The following is a 21,828-nucleotide window of genomic DNA, read 5'->3' on the forward strand; positions in this document are numbered from 1 at the left end:
GCAACGGGAGCACTTATCCGACCAGTGAAAAAAGCATCGCAATTTAATCATCATACATTATTATTTTTTGCTCACTCATAACATCCATCATCAATTTTTGGTCTACTTTTCCGATCTTTTCTTTTAACCTATTAAAAAATAAAGGGAAATATATGATTTGGGGTTTACTTGCCATATCACTGGCGTTATTAGCTATACACCGCACGACTGCACTTATTGTCCTCCTCGCCGCTGTTATTACCGGATTTGTCACGCAAACTATGATTTATCCAGCGATTGCCACTATTACAATTATTTTTGTGTTAGGTGCACTACGTATCTATTTTCAGCAAAATAGCGTCATCAAAATAACCACTGAGCTGCTATTGCTCGCTTTTGGTGTCGCATTATTCCTGCATCTGATTCCAGGCTTTAATAACCTGAAATATCTCGATAAAGTTCAGGCAGGTCCTCATAGTGCCCCATTCTCAATGTATTTCAACTTTGATAAAGCACTCATTCCTTTCCTGCTGTTATGTTGCATGCCTAGATTATTCATAACAAAACCGCTGGCAAAAGTTCGGCCTTATGCATGGATAATCTTAGCTATTGCTATTCCCGTACTATTAAGCATAGCAACGGCTCTCGGAGGACTTGCGGTTGAACTACATATGCCACAATGGTTACCAGCATTTATTCTGGCAAATATTTTCTTCGTTTCTCTGGCAGAAGAAGCTTTATTCCGTGGTTATATCCAACAAAGGCTAAGTCAGTGGATTCATCCCTATTTTGCACTGATTATCACTGCCTTAATTTTTGGAGGCGCTCATTTCGCTGGCGGTCCATTATTAATGATTTTCGCTACACTCGCAGGATTAATATATGGGCTGGCTTGGATGTGGAGTGGTCGCTTGTGGGTAGCTGTTGGGTTCCATTTCACACTTAACTTAGTTCATTTGTTGTTCTTCACTTACCCAATCAAACTGGTAACAGCGTTGTAATACATCAAATTTACCCGGAATATGTTCATCAATCTGTAAAAAATTAAGGTTTTCAGGCAAATAAAGTTATCGAACAAGACTATTGATTGCTGTTGTAGTGTATAGGGCAATATAATGCGCTCAGTTATCATTTAAGTTCGGTTTTTAAAAAGTATTGATAGGAGTTTAAGCTAATGGCTGTAACTAAACTGGTTCTGGTAAGACATGGCGAAAGCGAGTGGAACAAAGAAAACCGTTTTACTGGCTGGACTGACGTCGCTCTATCTGAAAAAGGTCGTGCAGAAGCTCAGCAAGCAGGCCAACTGTTGAAAGAAGAAGGTTTCGTTTTTGATTTTGCGTACACCTCTGTTCTGAAACGGGCTATCCACACTTTGTGGAATATTTTGGACCAAGTTGATCAACAATGGTTACCTGTTGAAAAAAGCTGGAAACTGAATGAACGTCATTATGGTGCCCTGCAAGGTCTGGACAAATCAGAAACTGCCGCTAAATATGGGGATGATCAAGTTAAACTGTGGCGTCGTGGTTTTGCTATCACTCCTCCAGATTTAACTCAAGATGATGAACGCTTTCCAGGTCACGACCCACGTTACTCAAATCTGACCCCAGAAGAATTGCCAGTGACTGAAAGCCTGGCAACCACTATTGAACGGGTCATTCCTTATTGGGAAGACGTCATTAAACCTCGTGTTGCTAAAGGTGAGAAAGTGATTATCGCTGCTCACGGTAACTCTTTGCGCGCTCTGGTTAAATATCTGGACAACATGAGTGAAGAAGCCATTCTTGAGCTGAACATCCCAACAGCGGTACCACTGGTTTATGAATTTGACGAAAATATGAAACCAATCAAACATTACTATCTGGGTAACGCTGACGAAATTGCAGTGAAAGCAGCCGCTGTAGCAAACCAGGGCAAAGCGAAATGATTCATTGCCTATAGGCGCTGACTTTGTTCAGTAAATATAAAAACCGGAGTTGTCTATTCCGGTTTTTTTACATTCGAAAAACACTATCAGCCACGACGTGCTTTCACCGCCAATGACAATTGACGTAATAAAATTTCCGTATCAGCCCAACCAATGCAAGCATCAGTAATACTTTTGCCGTATACCAATGGTTGATCACTCTCTGGGTCCTGATTTCCTTCCTCTAAATGGCTTTCCACCATGACACCAATAATCGCCTTCTCTCCTGTCGCGATCTGCTCGCTGACATTTGAACTCACATCCATCTGCTTTTTAAATTGTTTGGAACTATTTGCATGACTGAAATCAATCATAATTCTTGCAGGTAACCCTGATTTTTCCAAACCTTGTTTCACCGCAGCAACATGCTCAGAACTATAATTCGGTTCTCTACCACCGCGCAAAATAATATGGCAATCGCAGTTCCCACTGGTATTCACAATCGCAGAATGTCCCCACTTAGTTACAGAAAGGAAACAGTGAGGTGTACTCGCCGAATTAATAGCATCAATTGCAACTTTGATCGCACCATCAGTACCATTTTTAAAACCGACCGGGCAAGAAAGACCAGAAGCCAGCTCACGATGGACCTGAGATTCAGTAGTACGCGCGCCGATTGCTCCCCAGCTCATTAGATCTGCCAAATACTGTGGAGAAATCATATCCAGATATTCACCCGCAGCTGGTAGCCCCATGTCATTGATATCCCGCAACAGCTGCCGAGCCAGACGCAAACCATCATTAATATCAAAACTATGGTTCATATGAGGGTCATTAATTAACCCTTTCCAACCAATCGTTGTACGTGGTTTTTCAAAATAAACCCGCATGACAATTTCCAAATCATCTTTTAGTTCTTCACGCAATTTATTCAATCGTTCAGCATATTCCATTGCCGCTTTAGGATCATGAATAGAGCATGGCCCAATCACAACTAACAAACGATCATCTTCACCAACCAGAATCTGATGAATAGTTTTGCGGGCCTTACGTACTGTAGATGCAGCATTTTCAGTTGCTGGAAATTTTTCAAGTAGTGCCACAGGAGGTAATAATTCTTTTATTTCTCTAATCCTTATATCGTCATTCTGATAATTCATAACCCTCTCATCCAATATCGCTGTATATTTATCTAAAACAATCTTGTGATTTCAATCTAACTGTTAGAAGCCAAACTGTAAATATTCTTTGTCGATAATAAATAAATCGGTATCTAACATAATACATGGAAAAATATAGCCAAATGTGGTCATACCTGTTTTGATTAGTTAAAATATCTTCAGAAATGATGATTATCAAAGTAAATATCTAAAAATATGCCGGAGATCGATAAAACAATTCTCTGGCATGTTTAAAAAAATTTATTCCACGCGAGATAACGGCTGCGAATGGTTTTTCTTCGCTGTCTGAATCCACAAACGAGAACCATTCAGGGCAATACCGGTGAGAATCACATACTGCAACGACATCGCCAAGACTCCCTGATGGTAATAGATAACAACACTTATCACGTTGATGACAACCCATACCAGCCAGTTTTCAACATATTTGCGGGTCATCAAAATCATTGCCACAATAGACAGTACCGTCATTATCGAATCCCAGAATGGGAACGCATCAGGCTCTAACACAGGCATTTGAACATTAAAACCAAACCCTTGCATAATCGTAATAGTAACCTGAGTCAAATAACCAAATACCTGATCGATATTAAAAGTCATCATGGCAATCAATAGCACAGAAATAAGACCGATGATTATCGTCTTATTTAGGCTTAACCAGCGTATTTTAAGTTCAATCTGCTGCTGATCATTAATCCGGCTCCAAGCATACCAACCATAAATATTTGCAGAAAAGAAAAACAATTGCAGTAATAAGCTAGCATATAGTTGAATCTGGAAAAAAATCACGGCAAATAACGTAACATTAATCAATCCAAACAGATAGTTAATTATCTTTTCCTGACTAGCAAACCAAATACATAACAAACCAGCAATCGTGCCTACTGCTTCAATCCATGATAAATCATAACCATTTTTACCTATTGGTATATTTACTAATATATTGTTAATACTGAAAAAATCCATCTGTTATGTCCCAATTATTATCTGTAGAAAAGTATTATACCCTATGGATTTCAAGATGCATCGCGACGGCAAGGGAGTGAATCCCCGGGAGCATAGATAACTCTGTGACCGGGGTGAGAGAGTGCAGCCAACAAAGAGGCAACTTGAAAGATAACAGGTATAGAGAGAGTAAGGAATATCCATGAGATACCCCTTATGAATCAAAATATCTCTATGGGTAATAAGCTATAGCGGAAATCGGTTAACTTACATCAAAATAGATATTTAAATCTGGCACGTGCTCCGTAGCGCTGATCGTTATGACTGTTGGCAATTTTGTTGTTAGCATCCGTTTCCAGCATGGAGACATAAGCGCCAAGATAGAGATTGAAGTTCTTCATATTCATGAGGTTAGGAATCTGATATGACGTATGGATGGTACTAATGTCGTATTCGCCAGGTTCATTGAACGGCTGATCAATATGTACGGTCATACCATCAGTGTTGAACTCTTTGATATTGTTGTGAGCATAGATATAGCCCAGTTCGAAGCGACGCCACATCACATTGATTCCAGCCGTGAAATTCTGCTCGCCCGAAGCATCCAAATAAGCAGTATTCAGGTTAGCGACAATACCGTTCTCGGGATCAGTCTCCAGATTGTTCCAACTCAGTGTCATACCGTAACCATTGCGGCTGGATTGATCGATCCATTGCCCTTGGGCATTTTTGTAACCATAGGCGTTGTTGACCACATTGCTTTCCATAGCCACTGCTGCACTAAATTGGTCTTTTTTCCAAGCGATCACTGGACGCAGATAAGCAACATTTTTATTATTATCCAATGTGTTACCGTGATAGAGGTTATCCTGAAATAGTGAAGTGCCGTCTTTAAGTAATGTATTGAGTTCGAAATACCAGTTACCCGCGTATTTGCTCAGCATCAGGCTACCACCACTGTTACTACGGCCACGTCCTTCTTTCATCATGTAGATATAACCGAAACCATCAGCATACAAGTCATTGGCAGTATTACCAGAATACTGAACAAAAGTGTCTTGATTAAGGGGAAACATGTCGTAAGCTTCAAAACGCCCGATTTTGGTCTGCCAGTTTTTCTCGTTGCCGAAGAAGAAAGCAGCATCATCGAGATTCATTTTTCCGGTCATATCTGCTAGCGGCTGCACACTGAAGCCAGCGAAGTTGCCATTCTGATTACTACGATAGCCATCTAATCCAATCAAAATACGGCCATTGATATTCCAGCGCTCTTTGTCACCCGGTTTCCAGTCTTTATTATCGCTCGTTTTCAGTGAGGTAAGCTGACCACTTCGGCTAGTACCATCAAGATTAAACTCTACATCACCGTACAATTTCAGATTACCAAAGTCATTCAGCTTTAAATTACTGGTTAGTACGGCATTGTTTTTCTGAGAATCATTTTCCAGCGAAGCGTTGTGCTGTGCCACTTGCACAGTCTGCTGCTCGTTTTTGACGGAGTGTTGTTCCAGACGTTGCGTTCGTTGCTCGGCAGCTATGGCACGTGCTTCTGCTTGAGCAGCACGTTGTTCTGCCTGTTGCAATCGCTGCTCTAATGCTTCAAGGCGCGCTTCAATGCTGTTGGTAGGGGAAGCAAGGGCAGAAGCTGAAAATATTAATCCTGGAGCGACAATTAGATAGTAAAGATTTTTCATGGCATTCGCCCCATCAAGATATTAGTATTCTGTTCTACCAAATTGCAAAACCGATTTTTCAGTGCAAAAGATAATTGAGTTAATTGGCCGATAGCAATTAAGTTTGTTAACCAGCTCAAACTATTGTGATCAATTCCGCAAATTCGGCAGAAAGGTGAAGAAATGGTAAATCAGATACCCGTTATTATGTGTTCAATATGTTCAAGTATGCATCTGTAAGAAAGCGCTCAATTCATCAATGTATGGCAGCGCAGTCATCGCACCTTTAGCAGTAGTCGCCAATGCACCGCAAGCTTGGGCCTGAGTGATGACTACCGTCCATTCGTCATTCCGCGGGAAACGCCCCAGTTTTGCCAGTGCTGTCAACAGACCGGCAACAAATGCATCACCAGCGCCGGTCGTATCAACAGGAACAACCGGTGTAGCACCAAAATGACGGAGTTGTTTGCCATCGTGCACGTAGACACCTTCACGACCAAGCGTAACCAAAAGTAAGCATAATGGAAAACGATCCATCACCCAGTCAATCGCGTTTTCCAGTTGCTCAATGTTGCTGATAAAATTGAGTTCATCACGTGAGATTTTCACTACATCCGCCAACATCAGCGCCTCTTCCAAACACGGCCGCAATTCTTCTGGGTGCTTCCATACCTCCTCTCTGATATTGGGATCAAAACTCACCCAACCGCCAGCTGCCTTAATGTTTCCCATTGCCTTCAATGTGGTACTACGACTCGGCTCCTGCGACAAGGCGATTGAACAGGTATGTAACCATTCCCCAGCACTAAACTCCGGTACATCAGAGGGCTGTAGAAATAGATCGGCACTGGGAGTGACCATAAAAGTAAACGAACGCTCACCCTGCTGATCCAGATCTACTACCACCGTAGAAGTATGATATTCATCGTCCTGTACCATGTGACGGATATCTACACCTTCAGTGTGCAGCACCTGTTGCAGGAATGTGCCAAAGCTGTCTTTACCTACGCGACCAATAAAACCACTACTTCCTCCCAGCCGTGCGACACCCACGGCTACATTGGCTGGTGCACCACCGGGACACTTCAGATAGCTATTTGAAGTTTCAGGAACTAAGTCAACAACAGCGTCACCCAATACCCATACGCGATTAACCATGTTTAATCCCTGTTTCTCATCAAGGCCAAATAACGAGTTAAAATAAAGGAACCGATTTAGCAACTCAATAAAATCATGTCAAGCCGCATTAATAGAGTGAAAGAGATCAAAAAAATACAACTTTTACAATCGCAAAGTATGATTGTTGTTTTTATACAATGAGTCTCTTTTGAATAAACCTTTCAAGGCCCAGTATTAGAAGTTGAACGGCCAAACCAATATCAAGATCCTTCATAGTTGATTTAAACCTGACTTTAAGTTGCACAATACCTGCCAGCTTAACATCTCTGATTAGAAGGAGATTTATTACTGAAAACTAAAAATATTTTTAATAAATAATACATTAAAACTGTCATGAAGAATATTGAACCTCCTCAATTCTGTTACAAAAATTAGGATAAACAACCCTGCATGCTTATTGCTCCCACTGACACAATGTACGCGACCTATTCCGGCATGAAGTGCACCAGCCAAGTGGTGTTTTTTATTCTTACCCGGCGTAGCTATGTCATAAATCTACCAACGTCACTTCAACAAATTTTCAACAAGACAATAAAAATCATACCGAAAAGTAAGCACAACATTAATTTTTGAACAATAATTAGTAACTCTAGTAAATTATCCCTTAATAAGAAGTACTAACCATGAAAAAATTATCAGCTTGTCTTTTAGTATTGAGTATCACTGCCTTCGCGCCTAACTTTGCGTCTGCAAATATTTGTTTTCAAAGTGAGAGAAATCTGGGCAAATGCGCTAAATTATGTGCGCCAGTAATTGTCATTAGTCTTTTCTTTTCAACAATTTGTCTTTAAATTAATGAATAACAAGATATTAAATAAACAAAGTGACAAGAATAGCTTTGCTCTTGTCACTTTACTGTAAGATATATTAAACTAACCAGAAACATCAGGAAACCTTATAGAAACAGTCGATCATTTTAAATAAAATCCAATCATAATTAAATGAACCACTTAATCGAAAAACCTACAGGACTATATTAATCAATATCTCACAGCAAAAATAAATAAACCACAATGAGTTATCTCAGCTTAAAAAGCTATTTTTTTCATGAATAATCATTGAAGTAACATATATATCAGACAAAGTAACATCATAAAATAATTATTTATATTACCTCTACATTACATTATTTAAGAGACACAGCTTCCAAAAATTTTCATTAATGGATGATAGTTACATTGATAGGCAGAAATATTAGCCCCAACCCATTGTTCAACATCCACAGATTCAAAAGAAATATTATATCCACAGTTTATAACAATATATTCAAATAACAGACGTTGTGTTCGCCCATTTCCTTCTCTGAAAGGATGAATCACATTGAGTTCTGCATAATATCCAGCTAGTTTTCTAATGAACTCCTGATAGTTTAGTCCTACGAGATAATTTTCACTCGCTAACATATTGAATATTCTATTTCCTTCTATTTCAATACGTTCAGCATTGCAGAAACGGGTATTACCTTTTGATATATCAATTGTTCTCAACTGACCAGCCCAATCATATAAATCCGCAAATATTTGTTTATGAAGTTGACACCAAAACGCTAAATCGTAAGGTGGTTCCCGAAATGAAATATTTAATATAGCAAGCTCAGTGAATTCCCTTTCTGCTTGTTTCAGAATGACTGAATCACAAATACCTAATTTATTGACGAGAATATCTGTGCCTAAGTATGTGTAGGGATCTTGCCCTGCACCATATTTATCTACCATAATCTCCTCGCTGTTCACTGTATTTTCTAATTAAATTATTTCTCAGATTTTCTTGTTCTTCTTTAGTCTCAGGCAAGCTATTCATAATAATATTTATGCCTTCAAGACGCATACTATGCCTGTAGTTTTTCAGTTTTATTCGATCAAAATAATGTTTCTTTTCATTATAAGTTTTCATTATTATTTTTTTATTTTTTTGGTTTCTAATATCTCTTTCTTGCTGATGGGAATACTTAAACTTAGCGAGATCTAAGTCCCGCAATTTACAGTTAATTGCCTGACCACTTTCAAACATTCCCCAAGAAATCACTTCGAAATAACTAGCCTTACCATTTCTAATACGATTAATCTTTACTTCTAAGTCTTGTTGCAGTGTTTGTAATACCTGTTGTACTTTACGCTCAGATATCCCTGTCGCATCCATAATTGAACGCGTGTTAGGATGATTTAATTTAGTCAGAGCCGCCATAACAGCTAATTCATATTTCATTTGCATTCCTAAATACGTATATATATGCAACAGCAGTATAAAACACCAAAGTAACAAAAACCATAAAGGAGAATAAAGTTATTACCGGCGGCTCCTATAGAGCACATGCTCATGAAGCGGATGACCATTCGGTAATAAAGGATGCAAGAAAGTGTTTTCATCTTTCACCATTCCAAGCTTTTCCATGACTTTTTGAGATCGCAAATTAGAAACTGTAGTAAATGCAACCACTTCCTCAAGTTTTAATCGAGTGAAAGCAAAATCTAATGCCTTACGAGCCGCTTCGCTAGCATAACCTTTCCCCCAAAATGGTCTATCAAGACGCCAGCCAATTTCGACACAAGGTGAAAAAGGTAATTCCGCTATAGGAATATTCAAACCTACAAAACCAATAAAATCCCCAGTTTCTTTCAGCTCTACCGCCCATAATCCCCAATCACCCTGTTGCTCAAATTTCTGGCTAATTTTATCCACCATTGCATTACTTTGTTCAACCGTTAAAGTGGCAGGAAAGTATTCCATAACCTCCGCGTTACTATTCAAATGGAAGAACGGTGTTCTATCCTCCTCTTTCCATTTCCGCATTATTAATCTATTTGTTTCCAGTATCACTATTATACCCGTTATCTTTCAAGTTGCCTCTTTGTTGACTGCACTCACCCCGGTCACAGAGTTATCTATGCTCCCGGGGATTTGCTCCCTTACCGTCGCGATATATCTTGATATCCATTGGGTATATTCGCATTTTTTAGATTCATATCAACCAAGTGAATTAAAACATATCCAATAGGTAGGCTCCTATAATGCACAACAAGCCTAAAGAGAAATAGGGCAAACTAATTTAAAAGATTAAAAATTTATCGGAAGGGAATGGCCCGTGCCGGAAACCATCAGAATCACACCTCACACGGGCCTGGCTATCAGGCACTGGTTTTTACCGTGGCCTTATCTTTGGATTTATCATTATTGCTATCTTTAATTGGTACAACACGCTCAGATGCAGATTTCTCTTTATTCTCACTCTGTTCCGATTGACCTAAAAACAAACCTCCACGCTTGATAGACATACTGCCACAACGACTGATACCACGTAGTTCACCATGTTCGAGAATATCCAACGTTGCTGCACAGCAAGTTCCTTCAACATTGCCATCAATAATGATTTCTGGGGCGCTGAGTTCACCTTCAACTCGTCCGGCATGCATAATTCTAATCGCCCCCTCTTTCACTCGGATATTCCCAATCACTTTGCCCCAGATCTGTATATCACCTTCCACATCAATATCGCCCTTAAATACCGAGCTTTTAGCGACAATTGTACAACGGCGGGCTTCTGCATTAGTGTTCTTTTTATCATCAACAGCTTGAGACACAGGTTCAACAGCCACTGTCTCTGTTTTTTTTCCAAACATAGTTTTTAATCTCGACCTCATGTGAATAAAGCAAAATATTAAAGCCAAAAAAGAGAGAATCGCTGTCACCGCACAGCTAAGAAGATCACCAGCCAGATAGAATCCCAGAGCAATGCTCCACATGACCCATATACAGCTCAGAAAAATGTTGTCTGAAAAACGATGTTTTGCCATGTTCTTTCGCATTCTTATTATTTTTCATGTTTTTTTCATGTTTTTTTCATTAGAAAATACAAATCAAATCACTATTCTAACAGAACCAATAGCAATCAATGCTAAGGGAAAGCCGGTATTTACCATGTTATTAAACGGTTCAAACCATTATCCATTCTTCTATTAGGCTCTTAGATAACAATTAATAAAGAAAATTTAACATTAAAATGGAAACATCAACTATGAATTTGATAACATAATTTAATAATAAAGTCACGTTATTAATGTTTAATTTTATTTACAAATCAAACGATAATGAAAATATTTATCAATCAGATAAGGCTGATATGACAATAATTAGAGATAGGAAATGAAGAATGGAATACTCAATAGAAATGATAATTTAACCTCTAAGATCCTCTTGAAAATTACCGAATTCCCCAGTTTTATGATTAAGGAATTTAATCAAGCAACAACTATTGAAAAGTGCAAATGACTATTAATATGAACATGCTAAGTTCCCCCACTAGCATGATTTTGGAGGCTTATCAGGTTTATTAATATCCCAGGGTAAAGCCAACCATACTTTTAAAATCACTCGAGACAATAACCGCTGAACTACCGGTTTCAAACTGCAATTTTTCCAGCGGATTTCAACATGCTCTGGAGCTGAAGCTCTCTCATCTTTCAACATTACACCAGAACTCACAGTATAATCGAAAGTGTTTGGAGCGTTGGAATACGGCACAGTGATAATAGCGTCGTTGAAAGTAACAATGTAATGATCTTGATCAGCCTTATTTACAACAGAAACAATGCTAAATGTTAATATAGCCACTATAATAATTTTATTCAGTTCCATTTCTAATCATTAATATAAGCTAAGAATGAAAATACGTTTTAAATAACAGCTCACTCCATTAGGCTATTTTATTTTCCATCCTTTGTGGCAAAGAGTAAACCTTAGCAAGGTTAAAACTGTCTTCAATAACAACGCCTATTTGATATAGACAGTAAATAACTTTATAATCTCTCATAAATGAAATTTATTGAAAAATAATTAGAGTACAAAACTCATTGTCATAAATACAGCTGTCAAAAAACACAGATAAATGACTTCATATGCAAGAAATATTATTGAATACAGAGAAATGAAAATTATTTCATTAGAAATTCTACCTTAACCCCATAAGACGCCAAAAAATTAATATGACACATTGATCATCCAGAAATATTTACATATGAACAATTACCCTATCGACTTTTTAAGTATTACAGAATAATTGAATTAATAAAAACAAAAAATACAAATTCAAATAATTTCACAACAAAATACTTAGATAACATTTCAATACTATAATTTGCGATCTATAGTATCGCAAATTATATCTACATGAGAATAAAATTCTTTATGTGGTTTATTTTTCAAATTAAAAGATCTAAAATTTTAATTTTTCGATATAATCAATTGACATCGCATAAAAACCAACCATGGCAAAACTGGATATATCCGGTAATTCGTTATGAACGGACATCCAGACTGCCCTCGTGTGTTGAAATTAACTGTTGGATTACCCCACGTAACTCAAGATATCTGACTAGATTCAATAAAGCCTGGAGTTAATATGGAAAATCGGAAAGATTCGACTCAACCTTCCCAAATAGATCAAGTACTTAATGTCATATCCAAATTATGTACTGTCCGAAAAATGCAAGTGGCTCCCCCACCAGAATCATGGCCTAGCACTCGTGATGTCGCAGAACAGTGCAATTTCACTATCTACAAAGCTCGTTATCTATTATTGAAGCTGGCCAACAAAGGATTAGTTATGGTTACTCCATCTCCCGTTAAAAACTCTCTTCGATGGTATATATCGGAAGACAAAATTAAACCCATCTAATGACTACAAATCTGAAGAAATGGGTGTTTACTCTACACAATAGGGCCTGTCCAAACAGTCTAAAACTTGAAAAGACAACATACGGCCCTATAGTGTTATTTATTCAAATAGATAATATAACTGCATGCCAATGCCAAAATGCTGACGATGGTAAATGTATTCTTATTTAGATAATCTGTCCTATCATTTCTGCTATGATTGCATTAGCGACTTTATTCTTTTAATTATAAAAGTCCTAGTAAAAATTTCCAGCACAGAAATGTAATAACCAATTAATATTATTTCATATCAGAGGAAGCTAACATGGAAAAATTACATTATTGGGAAAAGGATGAATACATCATTACTACAGATAAAAATCAGTTAGATATTACGATCATACAGCAGTTTTTGACAAAATCCATTTGGGCAGAAGGAATTGATAAAGAAAAAGTCAGATTGTCGATAGAAAATAGCTTGAACTTCGGTCTATATAAAAATACTCAGCAAATAGGATTTGCTCGTATTGTGACTGACTTCACAACCTTTGGATATATCAATGATGTTTTTGTTTTAGAGAACTATAGAGGATTAGGATTAGGACGCTGGCTGATGGAATGTTGCCTAGAACATCCCCAAATAGCACAACTTCGCCATATTATGCTTGTCACTTCTATGACTCCGTGGCTGTATGAAAAAGTGGGTTATTCGCCGGTAAATGAAGAAAATTTTGTCTGGCAAATGGTTCGGCCAGATATTTACAAACAACCGAAAATATAAAATTGTAATATCAATTTGCTGATAATATCAAATAATGAGTCAATGCCCGATCATTTCATCGGGCATAATGACTACGATAGCCACATTATTACAACAAGCACACGGCTATTGTTTGATTATCTGGAATCTTTTGACCCACACAGGATTAGAAACTGGCATTAACACCCAAGCTAAAAGAATAGGTGTGATTCTGTACATCACCATCATTACGTGATATTGATGCAAAAGCGCCCCAATCCTTATTAATAACAGCATTCATACCAACGATATATTCACCCCAATCGGTATCCTGTTTTGGGCTTTTTCTAACGGAAAATGTCTCAGTTGAATTGATCGCACTGCGAATTTGATAACGTTTCTCACCAAACTGATGGTTAAACCGAACTTCGGCATAGGGATTAAAACGACCAAAATTCGTGTCCAGCCGCCAGCCTAATGTTCCAACTTGAGAGTCGTAACGCTGATCGCTAAAATTCATAGCCGTACTGTTATTACCCGATTCACGATAACCTTTGACATAACTTTTATCCCAGGCGTACTGGATGATCGGGCTAGTCATAACCGTAGATGTCAGAGGAATATCCCAACCCGCTGTAATGCGCCCTCCCCATTGATGACCGGTAGTCGAAGCATGCTCATTGCGCAGCCACTCATTGAGCACGATACCACGAGTAATGTCCTCATATTTCATGTCTAAATAGTGAAGATCACCACTAATCCAACCTTTATCATAGTAACGCCATAAACCGTAGGCGGTGAATACATAACCACGGCCATCATAGCGGAAATTATTCACTGAACGATTATCTTGATAACGCGAGATCATCCCACCTAACAAAATATTATCCGAGAGCTGATAGTCACTACCTAGTGTTAAAGTATGATTATGATTACCACTATAACCACCAAATACACCTATTTTACCTTGCTCATTACCCACGCCACGTAGCTGTTGCAAACGACCGTCAAGAGAGGCAAGTGCCCCCTTCACCGGCATATTGTTGGCTTTCGTCAGTAACATAGCCTGCTGTGGAGCATTAAGGATTGAAATAATGTACTGACCAATCATATGCTGTGCAGCAGGAGTTGGATGAAAATCGTCAGCAAATAAAAAAGGCATATTCTTATCAAAATCGGGATGATTAGAATCACAATCTTTGGCATTAACACCCTGGGGACAAGCGTAACCTATAGTATTAAGAAAGCCATAGCGTAGAGGATCTGCTATCACTTCATGCAAAAGCGCATTAACATCAGCACGAACGATATTGCCATTCCCTTGACTCAGTTTTTCATCTTCTAATCGATTATAACTATCAACCAGATCTGACGCACCACGGCTATGCTTTTCATAATTATCAATTAATTTCTGAGTTATCACCTCCGCTTTTTTAGCATCACCTCCTGAAGCGTTAGAGCCGATATTTTTGAAAACACCTTGGATAACTTGAAGACGGGTGTCTTCATCAAGTGTTGGATACTGATTAACTGCCGCATGAACTTTATTCAGCGCTTCCTCAACTTGTTTTTGGGTAGCGCCTCCAATTGCGAGTCCTTCAGAGATAATGGTTTCCATAAGCTTCGGAGTGATACCAACATCAGGAACCGTAGGCACGATCACCAATCCGGCCCCCGCATCAAGAAGCATATGTACCTGGGATGCAGCAGCGTTCGCACTCTTATTAATCGTATCTTGTGCTTTACCCAGATCTTTCAATGCATCCTTAACATCATTACCACCAATCCAATGAACATATATGCCATTAGAATCTGCACGACCACCATGGCTCGCCAGATAACGAGTTATCTGATCCTGAGTGTTATCTTCACTATTTAAACTGGTAACAGCAGTCGCACCACCAGCAGCATAATTCGTTCCTCCGTCGTTAGAGTGGGTCAGTTTAGTTCCTAAATGTTGAGCAATAATATCGTTATATAGATCACTGGTCTTACCATTTACTGTGTATCGCCCCTTATTTCCACTATCACTTAGGCTATCGCCAAAAACATATAGATTGTCATAAGCGTGTGCGTTCGAAATTGCACTTATCGAAAGTGCTAATATGCCTGGTGCAAATATAAATGACCGTTTCATTAATATGATCCTCAAGAAATAATTTTATATTTATCATTGAACTAGCCGTCCAACTGGAATGAACAACCCAAATAGAATCTACGTTGGTGAAATATAACGCGTTCCTTCCCTTGGCTAACCAATACCTCATTATAGTTAGTAAGAGGGAATATCCTGCATTGTTTTTTTACATCTTAAGGTTTAGTGTTGCTTAATAGTTCAAATAACCAATTCGGTTAAAATTCAACTAGCTATAAAAGATAATATTAGACCAAATAGACTCATCTCTCCCCCCCACTTCATGAAATAGATCACAAAATAGCAACAATTTTAACAATTTGAGTTCTTAGTGAGGATAACAGCTAAGTCTGGGTAATATCTGAAGCGATCCATCACAATAAACGTGATAGCATCAATTCATCATCGATTTAGCAAAATAGAAGATTAAGAAAAATGAATATAAAAATTCAGCAGGCAATGAAGACAGATTTCAATAAACTGCTCGAAATCTGGGAAGCCTCCGTGCGGGCAACACACGATTTTTTATCTGACAAACATATTAATGAACTACGCCCATTAATTCTGCACACCTATTTGCCAGCGCTGACTGTTTATAAAGCAATAAATGACAAATGCGAAATTGAGGGTTTTATCAGTGTCGATCGGCATCGGGTTGAAATGCTGTTTATCTCCCCTGATTCCCGCGGTAAAGGCATCGGCAAAGCACTTCTGAATTTTGCTATCGCTGAATTAGGTATCAATGAACTTGATGTCAATGAACAAAACACTCAAGGCGTTGATTTCTATCGGCACCAAGGATTTAACGTTTTCAACCGTTCAGAAATTGACGGCCAAGGTAATCCATTTCCGTTATTACATATGCGGATTGAACGACTGAACCCCGAAGCGGTATAACTGACTCCAGTTCAACACCACGCCATAGTTGCCAACACAGCGAAGGTAGTTTCCTGATACCTTCGCTATTCATGACTTTTTCACTTCAAATTAAATTCGATCGCTAACGTGATATCTCTCGGCAAACCGGGCGGTTTCACGCCTACTGACCGGGCTTGTTGGATAGCCGCAAGCGCAGCCCGATCCAATTCGTCAGCTCCCGAACTCTGCACTAATTGAGGATTGGTCAGATCACCGCTGTCCAGCAAGCTAAATCTTACTTGTACCGTACCCTGTTGTTTCATCTTTTTCGCCCGACGCGGATAACGTTTATGTTTTTCAATTTCACGACGTAGGGCTGACTGATAGCCTTGTAAATCATCGGAACCCAAACCGATCATCGGTTGGCTGGTTGTTGCCTGACGCGCCCCAGTTTGTGAATCCGCAACATCTTTTCCTGCTGCCTGAGAATGATCCGCTGTTTGCACTGTTTGGTTTTGCTCAGTTGTCGGTTGACTTTCACGTTCCGCTAGTTTGGGCTGACGATCTTCTACCGGTTTTTTCTGTGGTTGAGGTTTGTTCCGTGGTTTGGTATCTGTATGTTCTTCCAGCGGTTGCCTCTTCCGTGGCCGATCCACGGGTTTATTGAGCGCAATTTTTGCCTCAAGCGGTGACTCCTCTACCACAATTTCTGGTGATCGTGGCGGAGGAATCGGTTCCGGCTCTATAGATTGCTTTTGCTCAGCAGGTGCCGTTGGAGCCACCATTTCTATTGACATACTGATTATTGGCGAATTCACTGATTGATTATTCGCGCTGTCATCCTGTAACAAATGCCACGCCATAAACACAGCGACTCCCGCATGTAACAGCAAAGAAACAACCAAGCCAATATATAGACGATTTTTCACCATAATTTAAGCCATCTTTCCGTTCGTTATCTGTAGAGACTGCCAGTTGTCTTAACAGCCAACCGGCTAATCTCCCTTAAAGAGTCAGAACTGACTGGTGACACTCAGCTTAAACGTCCGTCCGGGCGCTGGCATCATGGAACGAGTTAACGGGTCCAAATAATAGCGATCAGTTAAGTTAGTGCCGGATAATTCGACGACAATATTTGGCGTAACCTTATAATTAACATAAGCATCCACGGTCATTACCGGATTCCAACGCATTGGGTTATTATTTATCCCTTTATAAATTCCCGGCATTTTTTTCATTAACCACTTTTCATCCTTATTCTCCACGCTACTGTGATACAACACCCGGCTACCAATTTCTAAATCTTCATTTAATAACCGACCGCCAATATTCAGATTAAGAGAATAACGCGGAGGAATCGTTGTTCTTAAAAAACCACCGGGGAAACCGCCATCAATACATTCTGGAACACCAAATTTATTGGTCGAATCTAACCTGCTTGATGTCGTTTTATCACAAACTTTATTTTTAAGATTATAAGATAGGCCAAAATGGGTAAAGAAACCACCGTTATCATAACGGCCTTGTACTTCTAAACCCGATAATTTCTGTTTATCTAATTGAGTAAATTTAAAGTTACTATCACGGTCAAAAATATTTTCTATGACGGTATTGTAATAAGCGAATTTAATATCTGCATTATTCTCTGCTCCCAGCAGATGGCTTAAATCCTGCACATAACCGACTTCAACGGTTTTGCTCCGTTCAGGTTTAAAAGCACGTGCGGGCTTATCCGTCAAACCAGAAGAAAAGCCAACGGTATCTTCAAAAATACTCGGCATACGTACTGCTTCAGCGTAACGGGTATAGATACGGGCATTATCAGATACATAAGCCGTTGCGGAAAATACCGGCGCCCAAGCATGATCCTTACGTTTAGGTTGTTTATCCCAACGCTCTTGTTCACTTTTTTCTTTATAAACACCACTATCACTGATACTCAATATTTCTCCTGAACTATCAACATAACGGCTATTCTGTTGAGCGCTACTATATTCATATTTATATACTTCTTTTTTAGTCACAGGATCAATAATGCGTTCATTCATATCAAGCTCCCCATTAAAGTAGGGGTTATCTTGTTTATACAACTTACCATCATCACGATATTCCCACAGCACATCTACCGGTATCATAGGACGAGAAACTGAATCTCGCTCTTCTGATACCAAGTAATCCTTTTCAAAATACTCGCTAAATTCATCATCAGTTAAACACTCAAAACATTCATCAAACTTTTTATATAATTCAGCTTCCCGTTCGGTAAGTGTTCTCTTATATTGTAAACCCTGACCAACCAGTTTTTTGTCCTTACTATAACGGGGATCACGTGCAGCTAAACGTTCATTTAAAAAATCATCCTTAGACCAATAACTCACTCGCCTGGCGCCAGCACTTAATGCCAGCCATGAGGTAGGACGCCAGTCAAAATTAAAGGCAATATTATTTTCCTGACGCCGCCCCTTTCTTGGTAGTGAACGGAAACTAGAGAAACTCTTTGCTTCATAATCATCATGTGAACCCAAACGCTCCCGTTGCAAGCTGGCTGACAATGTTAAATCCAGATCCGCCGTCAATGCAAAGGCATTAGAAAGGTCAACCCCCCAGCGGTTATTATGCGCATTAGTGGAAGCAGTATCGACTAAACGACCATCTTTATTCGGATCTTTTCTCTGCTGATTCTTATTCCAGACCTCATCCCGATCTCGCGGTTCACGTGGATATCCCCCGGCAGTATTAGTATCGCTAATAGTACGGGTAATCCAGAATTTCATATCAAAATCAACCCATTTGTTCCCCTCAGGCTGCCATTTATAATCCACATTAAACGCTTGCTGATGGACATTAGCCAGAGGCCATTGCGGTACAACATTATTCTCAGCCCGAACCCAACCAAGCCGCGAAGGCATAATTTCACCGTAAGTTGTTCTGGTATCGCGAATACCAAACTCAATAGTCTGTTGATTAGCCAAGTGCCAGGTATTTTTCAGTAACCAAGATTCCATTTCACTGGAGGTATTCGATACTTCATTGCCAGGACGATATATACGTGCCGCAAAAGGCAAATAAGGATCATATGCTCGGGTACCACCATCAAGAATAACTTTATCCTCATCACTGATCGGAGCATCATAACGATGAGCACCTCCCTTACCAGCAAAATAGTTGCCTTTACTGCGATAACTATAAGCCGCCATTAAATCAAAATATTCCTGCCGGGTACCTATCGCCAGACGTATCGCATTATCTTTCAGGCCCAATAATTTATTATCTTTTGAAGTTTTCGGCGTAATTTCTAATGCGGGATCAGCATAATTAAACCCCTGCATAAAATCAGGAATATCACGATAATCTTGTCCCAATTGCAGATTCGGTACACGTTCCTTGACCGAATTACTGCTGGTTTCCAATTTCAAATTAATACCGAAACGCTCATCTATAGGTACCACATCATCAATACCCAAAGTTTTTATCATTACGGCGCCACCTATCGACCCCTTTACCCCACGAGTCAGTGATGGCCCTTTTTCTATTTCAATACTGCTGATCAAATTAGGATCAATATAATTACGGTTATTGGCGCCGTTATAACCACGCCAGGTCGTAATCGCCTGTTCAGTACCATCAATAGTCACAGGTACCCGCCCCTGTCCCTGGATGCCGCGGATATTAGGATCTAATGCGCCACTGTTTCTGGAATCTCCACTGAATACGCCAACTGCACTTTTTAAAACATCCGCCGGGGAAGCGCCTTTATAGCGTTCTACCAAATCCTTACCTAAGTAAATATTGGTAATATCTTTATCGTAGACCGCATCATAACCTGCCTGATCTTTTTCGCTGGTCGCGGAAACATTGATCTTACCTAAGTCAGCCTTATTTTCAGCGGACTGTTTGACTGGCTGAGAAGAAGCCGTTGGTGTTTCTGCATCAACGCGATCAGGTATCATGCCGTAGGTTAACGCCAGCATGAATGTTATTTTGCTATATTTATTATTTAATTTATACATAGTGATTATCTGCCATATTACGGATTTAAATAATCGATTACTTCAATTAACATCAGAAATACTTTTCGAACTTAATTAACACTTCATTCTTGTTATATGAATATAACCAATCGACATTGCTATTATTTTTTCTGTATCGATAAGTGATTACTGGTGTTAAGCCGAAAACCTCAAATTTAGGCATACTGAGAATTGCCGAATAGAGTTGTTCATTGTCTTTACGACGTGCGCCTAACGGCACACTGTAATCACCAAATTGCCGCTGACGTAACGCGGTAAAAGCCACTGCATTAATTCCCGGATACAGTTGAGTGGAAATACCTGCCCGTATTCCTTGCTGTTGATAATCATCCGCTTTTTCAACACTGGTCTTATAAATCCAGTCACCGCCCGCAAAAGTAATTGTTTGATCTGTTAAATAATAAGATAACGTAGCATAAACAGATGCCATATTACCGTCATTATTATTATAAAGTTTATGATAACGGAACTGTTTATATTCACCTTCCAGATTCAGTGCCAGATTTTTGGATAAAATATTCATCCATTCAGTTTTCGCTCCCGTGGTGCGATAACGGAAACGATTACCGACATGATTAAACTCAATAATTGGCCCCATCAGGAAATCATTTTTCAGCGCTTTGTAGTTATACCCCAAATAAGCGGAAGTGGTATTTTCATTTTCATCACTATGATGACGGTAACTTTCTCCATAAGTCATCGAACGCAGAAAGATACCGTGATGGCCACTTAACGGATATACCTTACGCAACGTGGCATCATAACTCATTCCATTCGCCTTCTTCGCCAAAGGCAATTTACGTTCAGTCCTGCAACTACCATTTGCATAATATTCGGTGCAAACAGGAGGCTGATTCGGAGACATATTAGTGTTATCGTTAAAAATATAGCCTACAGAAAAAGATCCACGCCATGAATTACGCAAACTAATGGCATCCTGATAACTGGTTATATTCTTAATGACTGCCGGTGGTAATTTATTTTCGTTATTATGATTATCAGCAGAAATTTCATTAAACAGTAAGCGGGCCTCTTTATTTTTTTGGTTTTCATAATAGACCCTAGCCAGCTCCAATTTAGCACGAGTAAAATCAGGTTGTTTGTGCAAGATAGTTTGATAATGCTGTTCCGCCGTGACTAAATCACCCTGTGAACGTGCAATATTTGCCTGAGCAAAATAGACCAATTGGGTATCATGACCAGGTAGCTTCTGATACATTGACAAAAAGCGCTCGACATCCTTTACTTGTTGATGATTAATGGCTAAATACAATGCCTGACCAATATCATTGACATTATTTTCGACGCTAAAAGTCAGACCATTAAGTACTATCGATAAATTATCGCTATTCTGATTAACTATTTCATCAGTGATGATCTCTTTTTCTTGCTCCTGCAAATTTCTCTGTACGTTATGCCACAATCTTCTACCGGTATCTTCATCTGCCAAAACCCAAGAGGAATAAACAAATAAACAACTAATCAATATAGTAAAACGGATAATGAGGCTATTTAACATTGGGATATCACTGCGTTATAGTCGGACCAATACAT

At 39.1% G+C, this 21,828-nt stretch carries 18 protein-coding genes; 5 read left to right on the top strand and 13 right to left on the bottom strand.

Going from position 1 to position 21,828, the window contains the following annotated elements:
- The first annotated feature begins 155 nt into the window (after positions 1–155).
- Complete coding sequence (locus AM629_RS00440; RefSeq protein WP_200905746.1) at positions 156–980, top strand: CPBP family intramembrane glutamic endopeptidase; 825 nt, start codon at positions 156–158, stop codon at positions 978–980.
- 173 nt (positions 981–1,153) lie between these two features.
- Complete coding sequence (gene gpmA, locus AM629_RS00445; protein ID WP_054475123.1) at positions 1,154–1,906, top strand: 2,3-diphosphoglycerate-dependent phosphoglycerate mutase; 753 nt, start codon at positions 1,154–1,156, stop codon at positions 1,904–1,906.
- Positions 1,907–1,992: 86 nt separating this feature from the next.
- Here gpmA and aroG read toward each other — a convergent pair whose 3' ends face one another.
- The 9 genes from aroG to AM629_RS00490 form a co-directional block, all read right to left on the bottom strand.
- Positions 1,993–3,045 (bottom strand): 3-deoxy-7-phosphoheptulonate synthase AroG, encoded by a 1,053-nt coding sequence (gene aroG, locus AM629_RS00450; protein WP_054475124.1) that lies wholly within the window; start codon positions 3,043–3,045, stop codon positions 1,993–1,995.
- Between the two features lie 261 nt (positions 3,046–3,306).
- On the bottom strand, positions 3,307–4,032 hold the full coding sequence (gene pnuC, locus AM629_RS00455) for a nicotinamide riboside transporter PnuC (RefSeq protein WP_054475126.1): 726 nt from the start codon (positions 4,030–4,032) through the stop codon (positions 3,307–3,309).
- A gap of 251 nt (positions 4,033–4,283) precedes the next feature.
- Positions 4,284–5,705 carry a carbohydrate porin gene (locus AM629_RS00460; RefSeq protein ID WP_054475127.1) on the bottom strand — a complete coding sequence of 474 codons (1,422 nt, stop codon included), beginning with the start codon at positions 5,703–5,705 and terminating at the stop codon, positions 4,284–4,286.
- 201 nt (positions 5,706–5,906) lie between these two features.
- Entirely contained in the window at positions 5,907–6,842 is a 936-nt protein-coding gene (locus AM629_RS00465) for a fructokinase (RefSeq protein WP_054475129.1), read from the bottom strand.
- A 1,151-nt stretch (positions 6,843–7,993) separates the two neighbouring features.
- Positions 7,994–8,578, bottom strand: coding sequence for a putative adenosine monophosphate-protein transferase Fic (locus tag AM629_RS00470; protein WP_054475131.1), 585 nt, complete (start codon positions 8,576–8,578; stop codon positions 7,994–7,996).
- Complete coding sequence (locus AM629_RS00475) at positions 8,568–9,068, bottom strand: YhfG family protein (RefSeq protein WP_054475132.1); 501 nt, start codon at positions 9,066–9,068, stop codon at positions 8,568–8,570. Before AM629_RS00475 ends, AM629_RS00470 begins: the two co-directional genes overlap by 11 nt.
- Positions 9,069–9,149: 81 nt before the next feature.
- A complete protein-coding gene (locus tag AM629_RS00480) occupies positions 9,150–9,653 on the bottom strand; it encodes a GNAT family N-acetyltransferase (protein ID WP_235525365.1) in 504 nt (167 codons plus the stop codon).
- Between the two features lie 335 nt (positions 9,654–9,988).
- Positions 9,989–10,654, bottom strand: a complete 666-nt coding sequence (locus AM629_RS00485; protein ID WP_054475135.1) for a bactofilin family protein — start codon at positions 10,652–10,654, stop codon at positions 9,989–9,991.
- Between the two features lie 505 nt (positions 10,655–11,159).
- Positions 11,160–11,495 carry a fimbrial protein gene (locus AM629_RS00490; RefSeq protein WP_054475137.1) on the bottom strand — a complete coding sequence of 112 codons (336 nt, stop codon included), beginning with the start codon at positions 11,493–11,495 and terminating at the stop codon, positions 11,160–11,162.
- A gap of 763 nt (positions 11,496–12,258) precedes the next feature.
- Between AM629_RS00490 and AM629_RS00495 the strand changes: the two genes are divergently transcribed.
- Positions 12,259–12,534, top strand: a complete 276-nt coding sequence (locus tag AM629_RS00495) for a FaeA/PapI family transcriptional regulator (RefSeq protein ID WP_054475139.1) — start codon at positions 12,259–12,261, stop codon at positions 12,532–12,534.
- Between the two features lie 303 nt (positions 12,535–12,837).
- The gene (locus AM629_RS00500; protein ID WP_054475141.1) at positions 12,838–13,293 is read left to right on the top strand and encodes a GNAT family N-acetyltransferase; all 456 of its coding nucleotides are present in this window, start codon (positions 12,838–12,840) and stop codon (positions 13,291–13,293) included.
- 145 nt (positions 13,294–13,438) lie between these two features.
- On the opposite strand, the gene AM629_RS00505 is transcribed toward AM629_RS00500, so the two are convergent.
- Positions 13,439–15,388 (bottom strand): autotransporter domain-containing esterase, encoded by a 1,950-nt coding sequence (locus AM629_RS00505; protein WP_054475143.1) that lies wholly within the window; start codon positions 15,386–15,388, stop codon positions 13,439–13,441.
- 432 nt (positions 15,389–15,820) lie between these two features.
- Between AM629_RS00505 and AM629_RS00510 the strand changes: the two genes are divergently transcribed.
- Complete coding sequence (locus AM629_RS00510) at positions 15,821–16,282, top strand: GNAT family N-acetyltransferase (RefSeq protein ID WP_152911955.1); 462 nt, start codon at positions 15,821–15,823, stop codon at positions 16,280–16,282.
- Between the two features lie 80 nt (positions 16,283–16,362).
- Here the strand turns inward: AM629_RS00510 and AM629_RS00515 are convergent, their stop codons facing one another.
- The 3 genes from AM629_RS00515 to AM629_RS00525 all read right to left on the bottom strand — a co-directional run bounded on the left by AM629_RS00515 (position 16,363) and on the right by AM629_RS00525 (position 21,793).
- The gene (locus AM629_RS00515) at positions 16,363–17,175 is read right to left on the bottom strand and encodes an energy transducer TonB (protein ID WP_054475145.1); all 813 of its coding nucleotides are present in this window, start codon (positions 17,173–17,175) and stop codon (positions 16,363–16,365) included.
- An 81-nt stretch (positions 17,176–17,256) separates the two neighbouring features.
- A complete protein-coding gene (locus AM629_RS00520) occupies positions 17,257–20,253 on the bottom strand; it encodes a TonB-dependent receptor domain-containing protein (protein ID WP_054475147.1) in 2,997 nt (998 codons plus the stop codon).
- 52 nt (positions 20,254–20,305) lie between these two features.
- Positions 20,306–21,793, bottom strand: a complete 1,488-nt coding sequence (locus AM629_RS00525; protein ID WP_054475151.1) for a surface lipoprotein assembly modifier — start codon at positions 21,791–21,793, stop codon at positions 20,306–20,308.
- Between the last annotated feature and the right edge of the window lie 35 nt (positions 21,794–21,828).

The sequence above is a fragment of the Photorhabdus heterorhabditis genome (genome assembly GCF_001280945.1).
Lineage (GTDB): Bacteria > Pseudomonadota > Gammaproteobacteria > Enterobacterales > Enterobacteriaceae > Photorhabdus > Photorhabdus heterorhabditis.

Coding starts and splice junctions, on each gene's coding strand:
- AM629_RS00495 (WP_054475139.1), top strand. CDS start 12,259: ATGGAAAATCGGAAAGATTCGACTCAACCTTCCCAAATAGATCAAGTA.
- AM629_RS00465 (WP_054475129.1), bottom strand. CDS start 6,842: ATGGTTAATCGCGTATGGGTATTGGGTGACGCTGTTGTTGACTTAGTT.
- AM629_RS00460 (WP_054475127.1), bottom strand. CDS start 5,705: ATGAAAAATCTTTACTATCTAATTGTCGCTCCAGGATTAATATTTTCA.
- AM629_RS00515 (WP_054475145.1), bottom strand. CDS start 17,175: ATGGTGAAAAATCGTCTATATATTGGCTTGGTTGTTTCTTTGCTGTTA.
- AM629_RS00505 (WP_054475143.1), bottom strand. CDS start 15,388: ATGAAACGGTCATTTATATTTGCACCAGGCATATTAGCACTTTCGATA.
- AM629_RS00475 (WP_054475132.1), bottom strand. CDS start 9,068: ATGAAATATGAATTAGCTGTTATGGCGGCTCTGACTAAATTAAATCAT.
- AM629_RS00470 (WP_054475131.1), bottom strand. CDS start 8,578: ATGGTAGATAAATATGGTGCAGGGCAAGATCCCTACACATACTTAGGC.
- aroG (WP_054475124.1), bottom strand. CDS start 3,045: ATGAATTATCAGAATGACGATATAAGGATTAGAGAAATAAAAGAATTA.
- AM629_RS00510 (WP_152911955.1), top strand. CDS start 15,821: ATGAATATAAAAATTCAGCAGGCAATGAAGACAGATTTCAATAAACTG.
- pnuC (WP_054475126.1), bottom strand. CDS start 4,032: ATGGATTTTTTCAGTATTAACAATATATTAGTAAATATACCAATAGGT.
- AM629_RS00520 (WP_054475147.1), bottom strand. CDS start 20,253: ATGTATAAATTAAATAATAAATATAGCAAAATAACATTCATGCTGGCG.
- gpmA (WP_054475123.1), top strand. CDS start 1,154: ATGGCTGTAACTAAACTGGTTCTGGTAAGACATGGCGAAAGCGAGTGG.
- AM629_RS00485 (WP_054475135.1), bottom strand. CDS start 10,654: ATGGCAAAACATCGTTTTTCAGACAACATTTTTCTGAGCTGTATATGG.
- AM629_RS00500 (WP_054475141.1), top strand. CDS start 12,838: ATGGAAAAATTACATTATTGGGAAAAGGATGAATACATCATTACTACA.
- AM629_RS00490 (WP_054475137.1), bottom strand. CDS start 11,495: ATGGAACTGAATAAAATTATTATAGTGGCTATATTAACATTTAGCATT.
- AM629_RS00525 (WP_054475151.1), bottom strand. CDS start 21,793: ATGTTAAATAGCCTCATTATCCGTTTTACTATATTGATTAGTTGTTTA.
- AM629_RS00480 (WP_235525365.1), bottom strand. CDS start 9,653: ATGCGGAAATGGAAAGAGGAGGATAGAACACCGTTCTTCCATTTGAAT.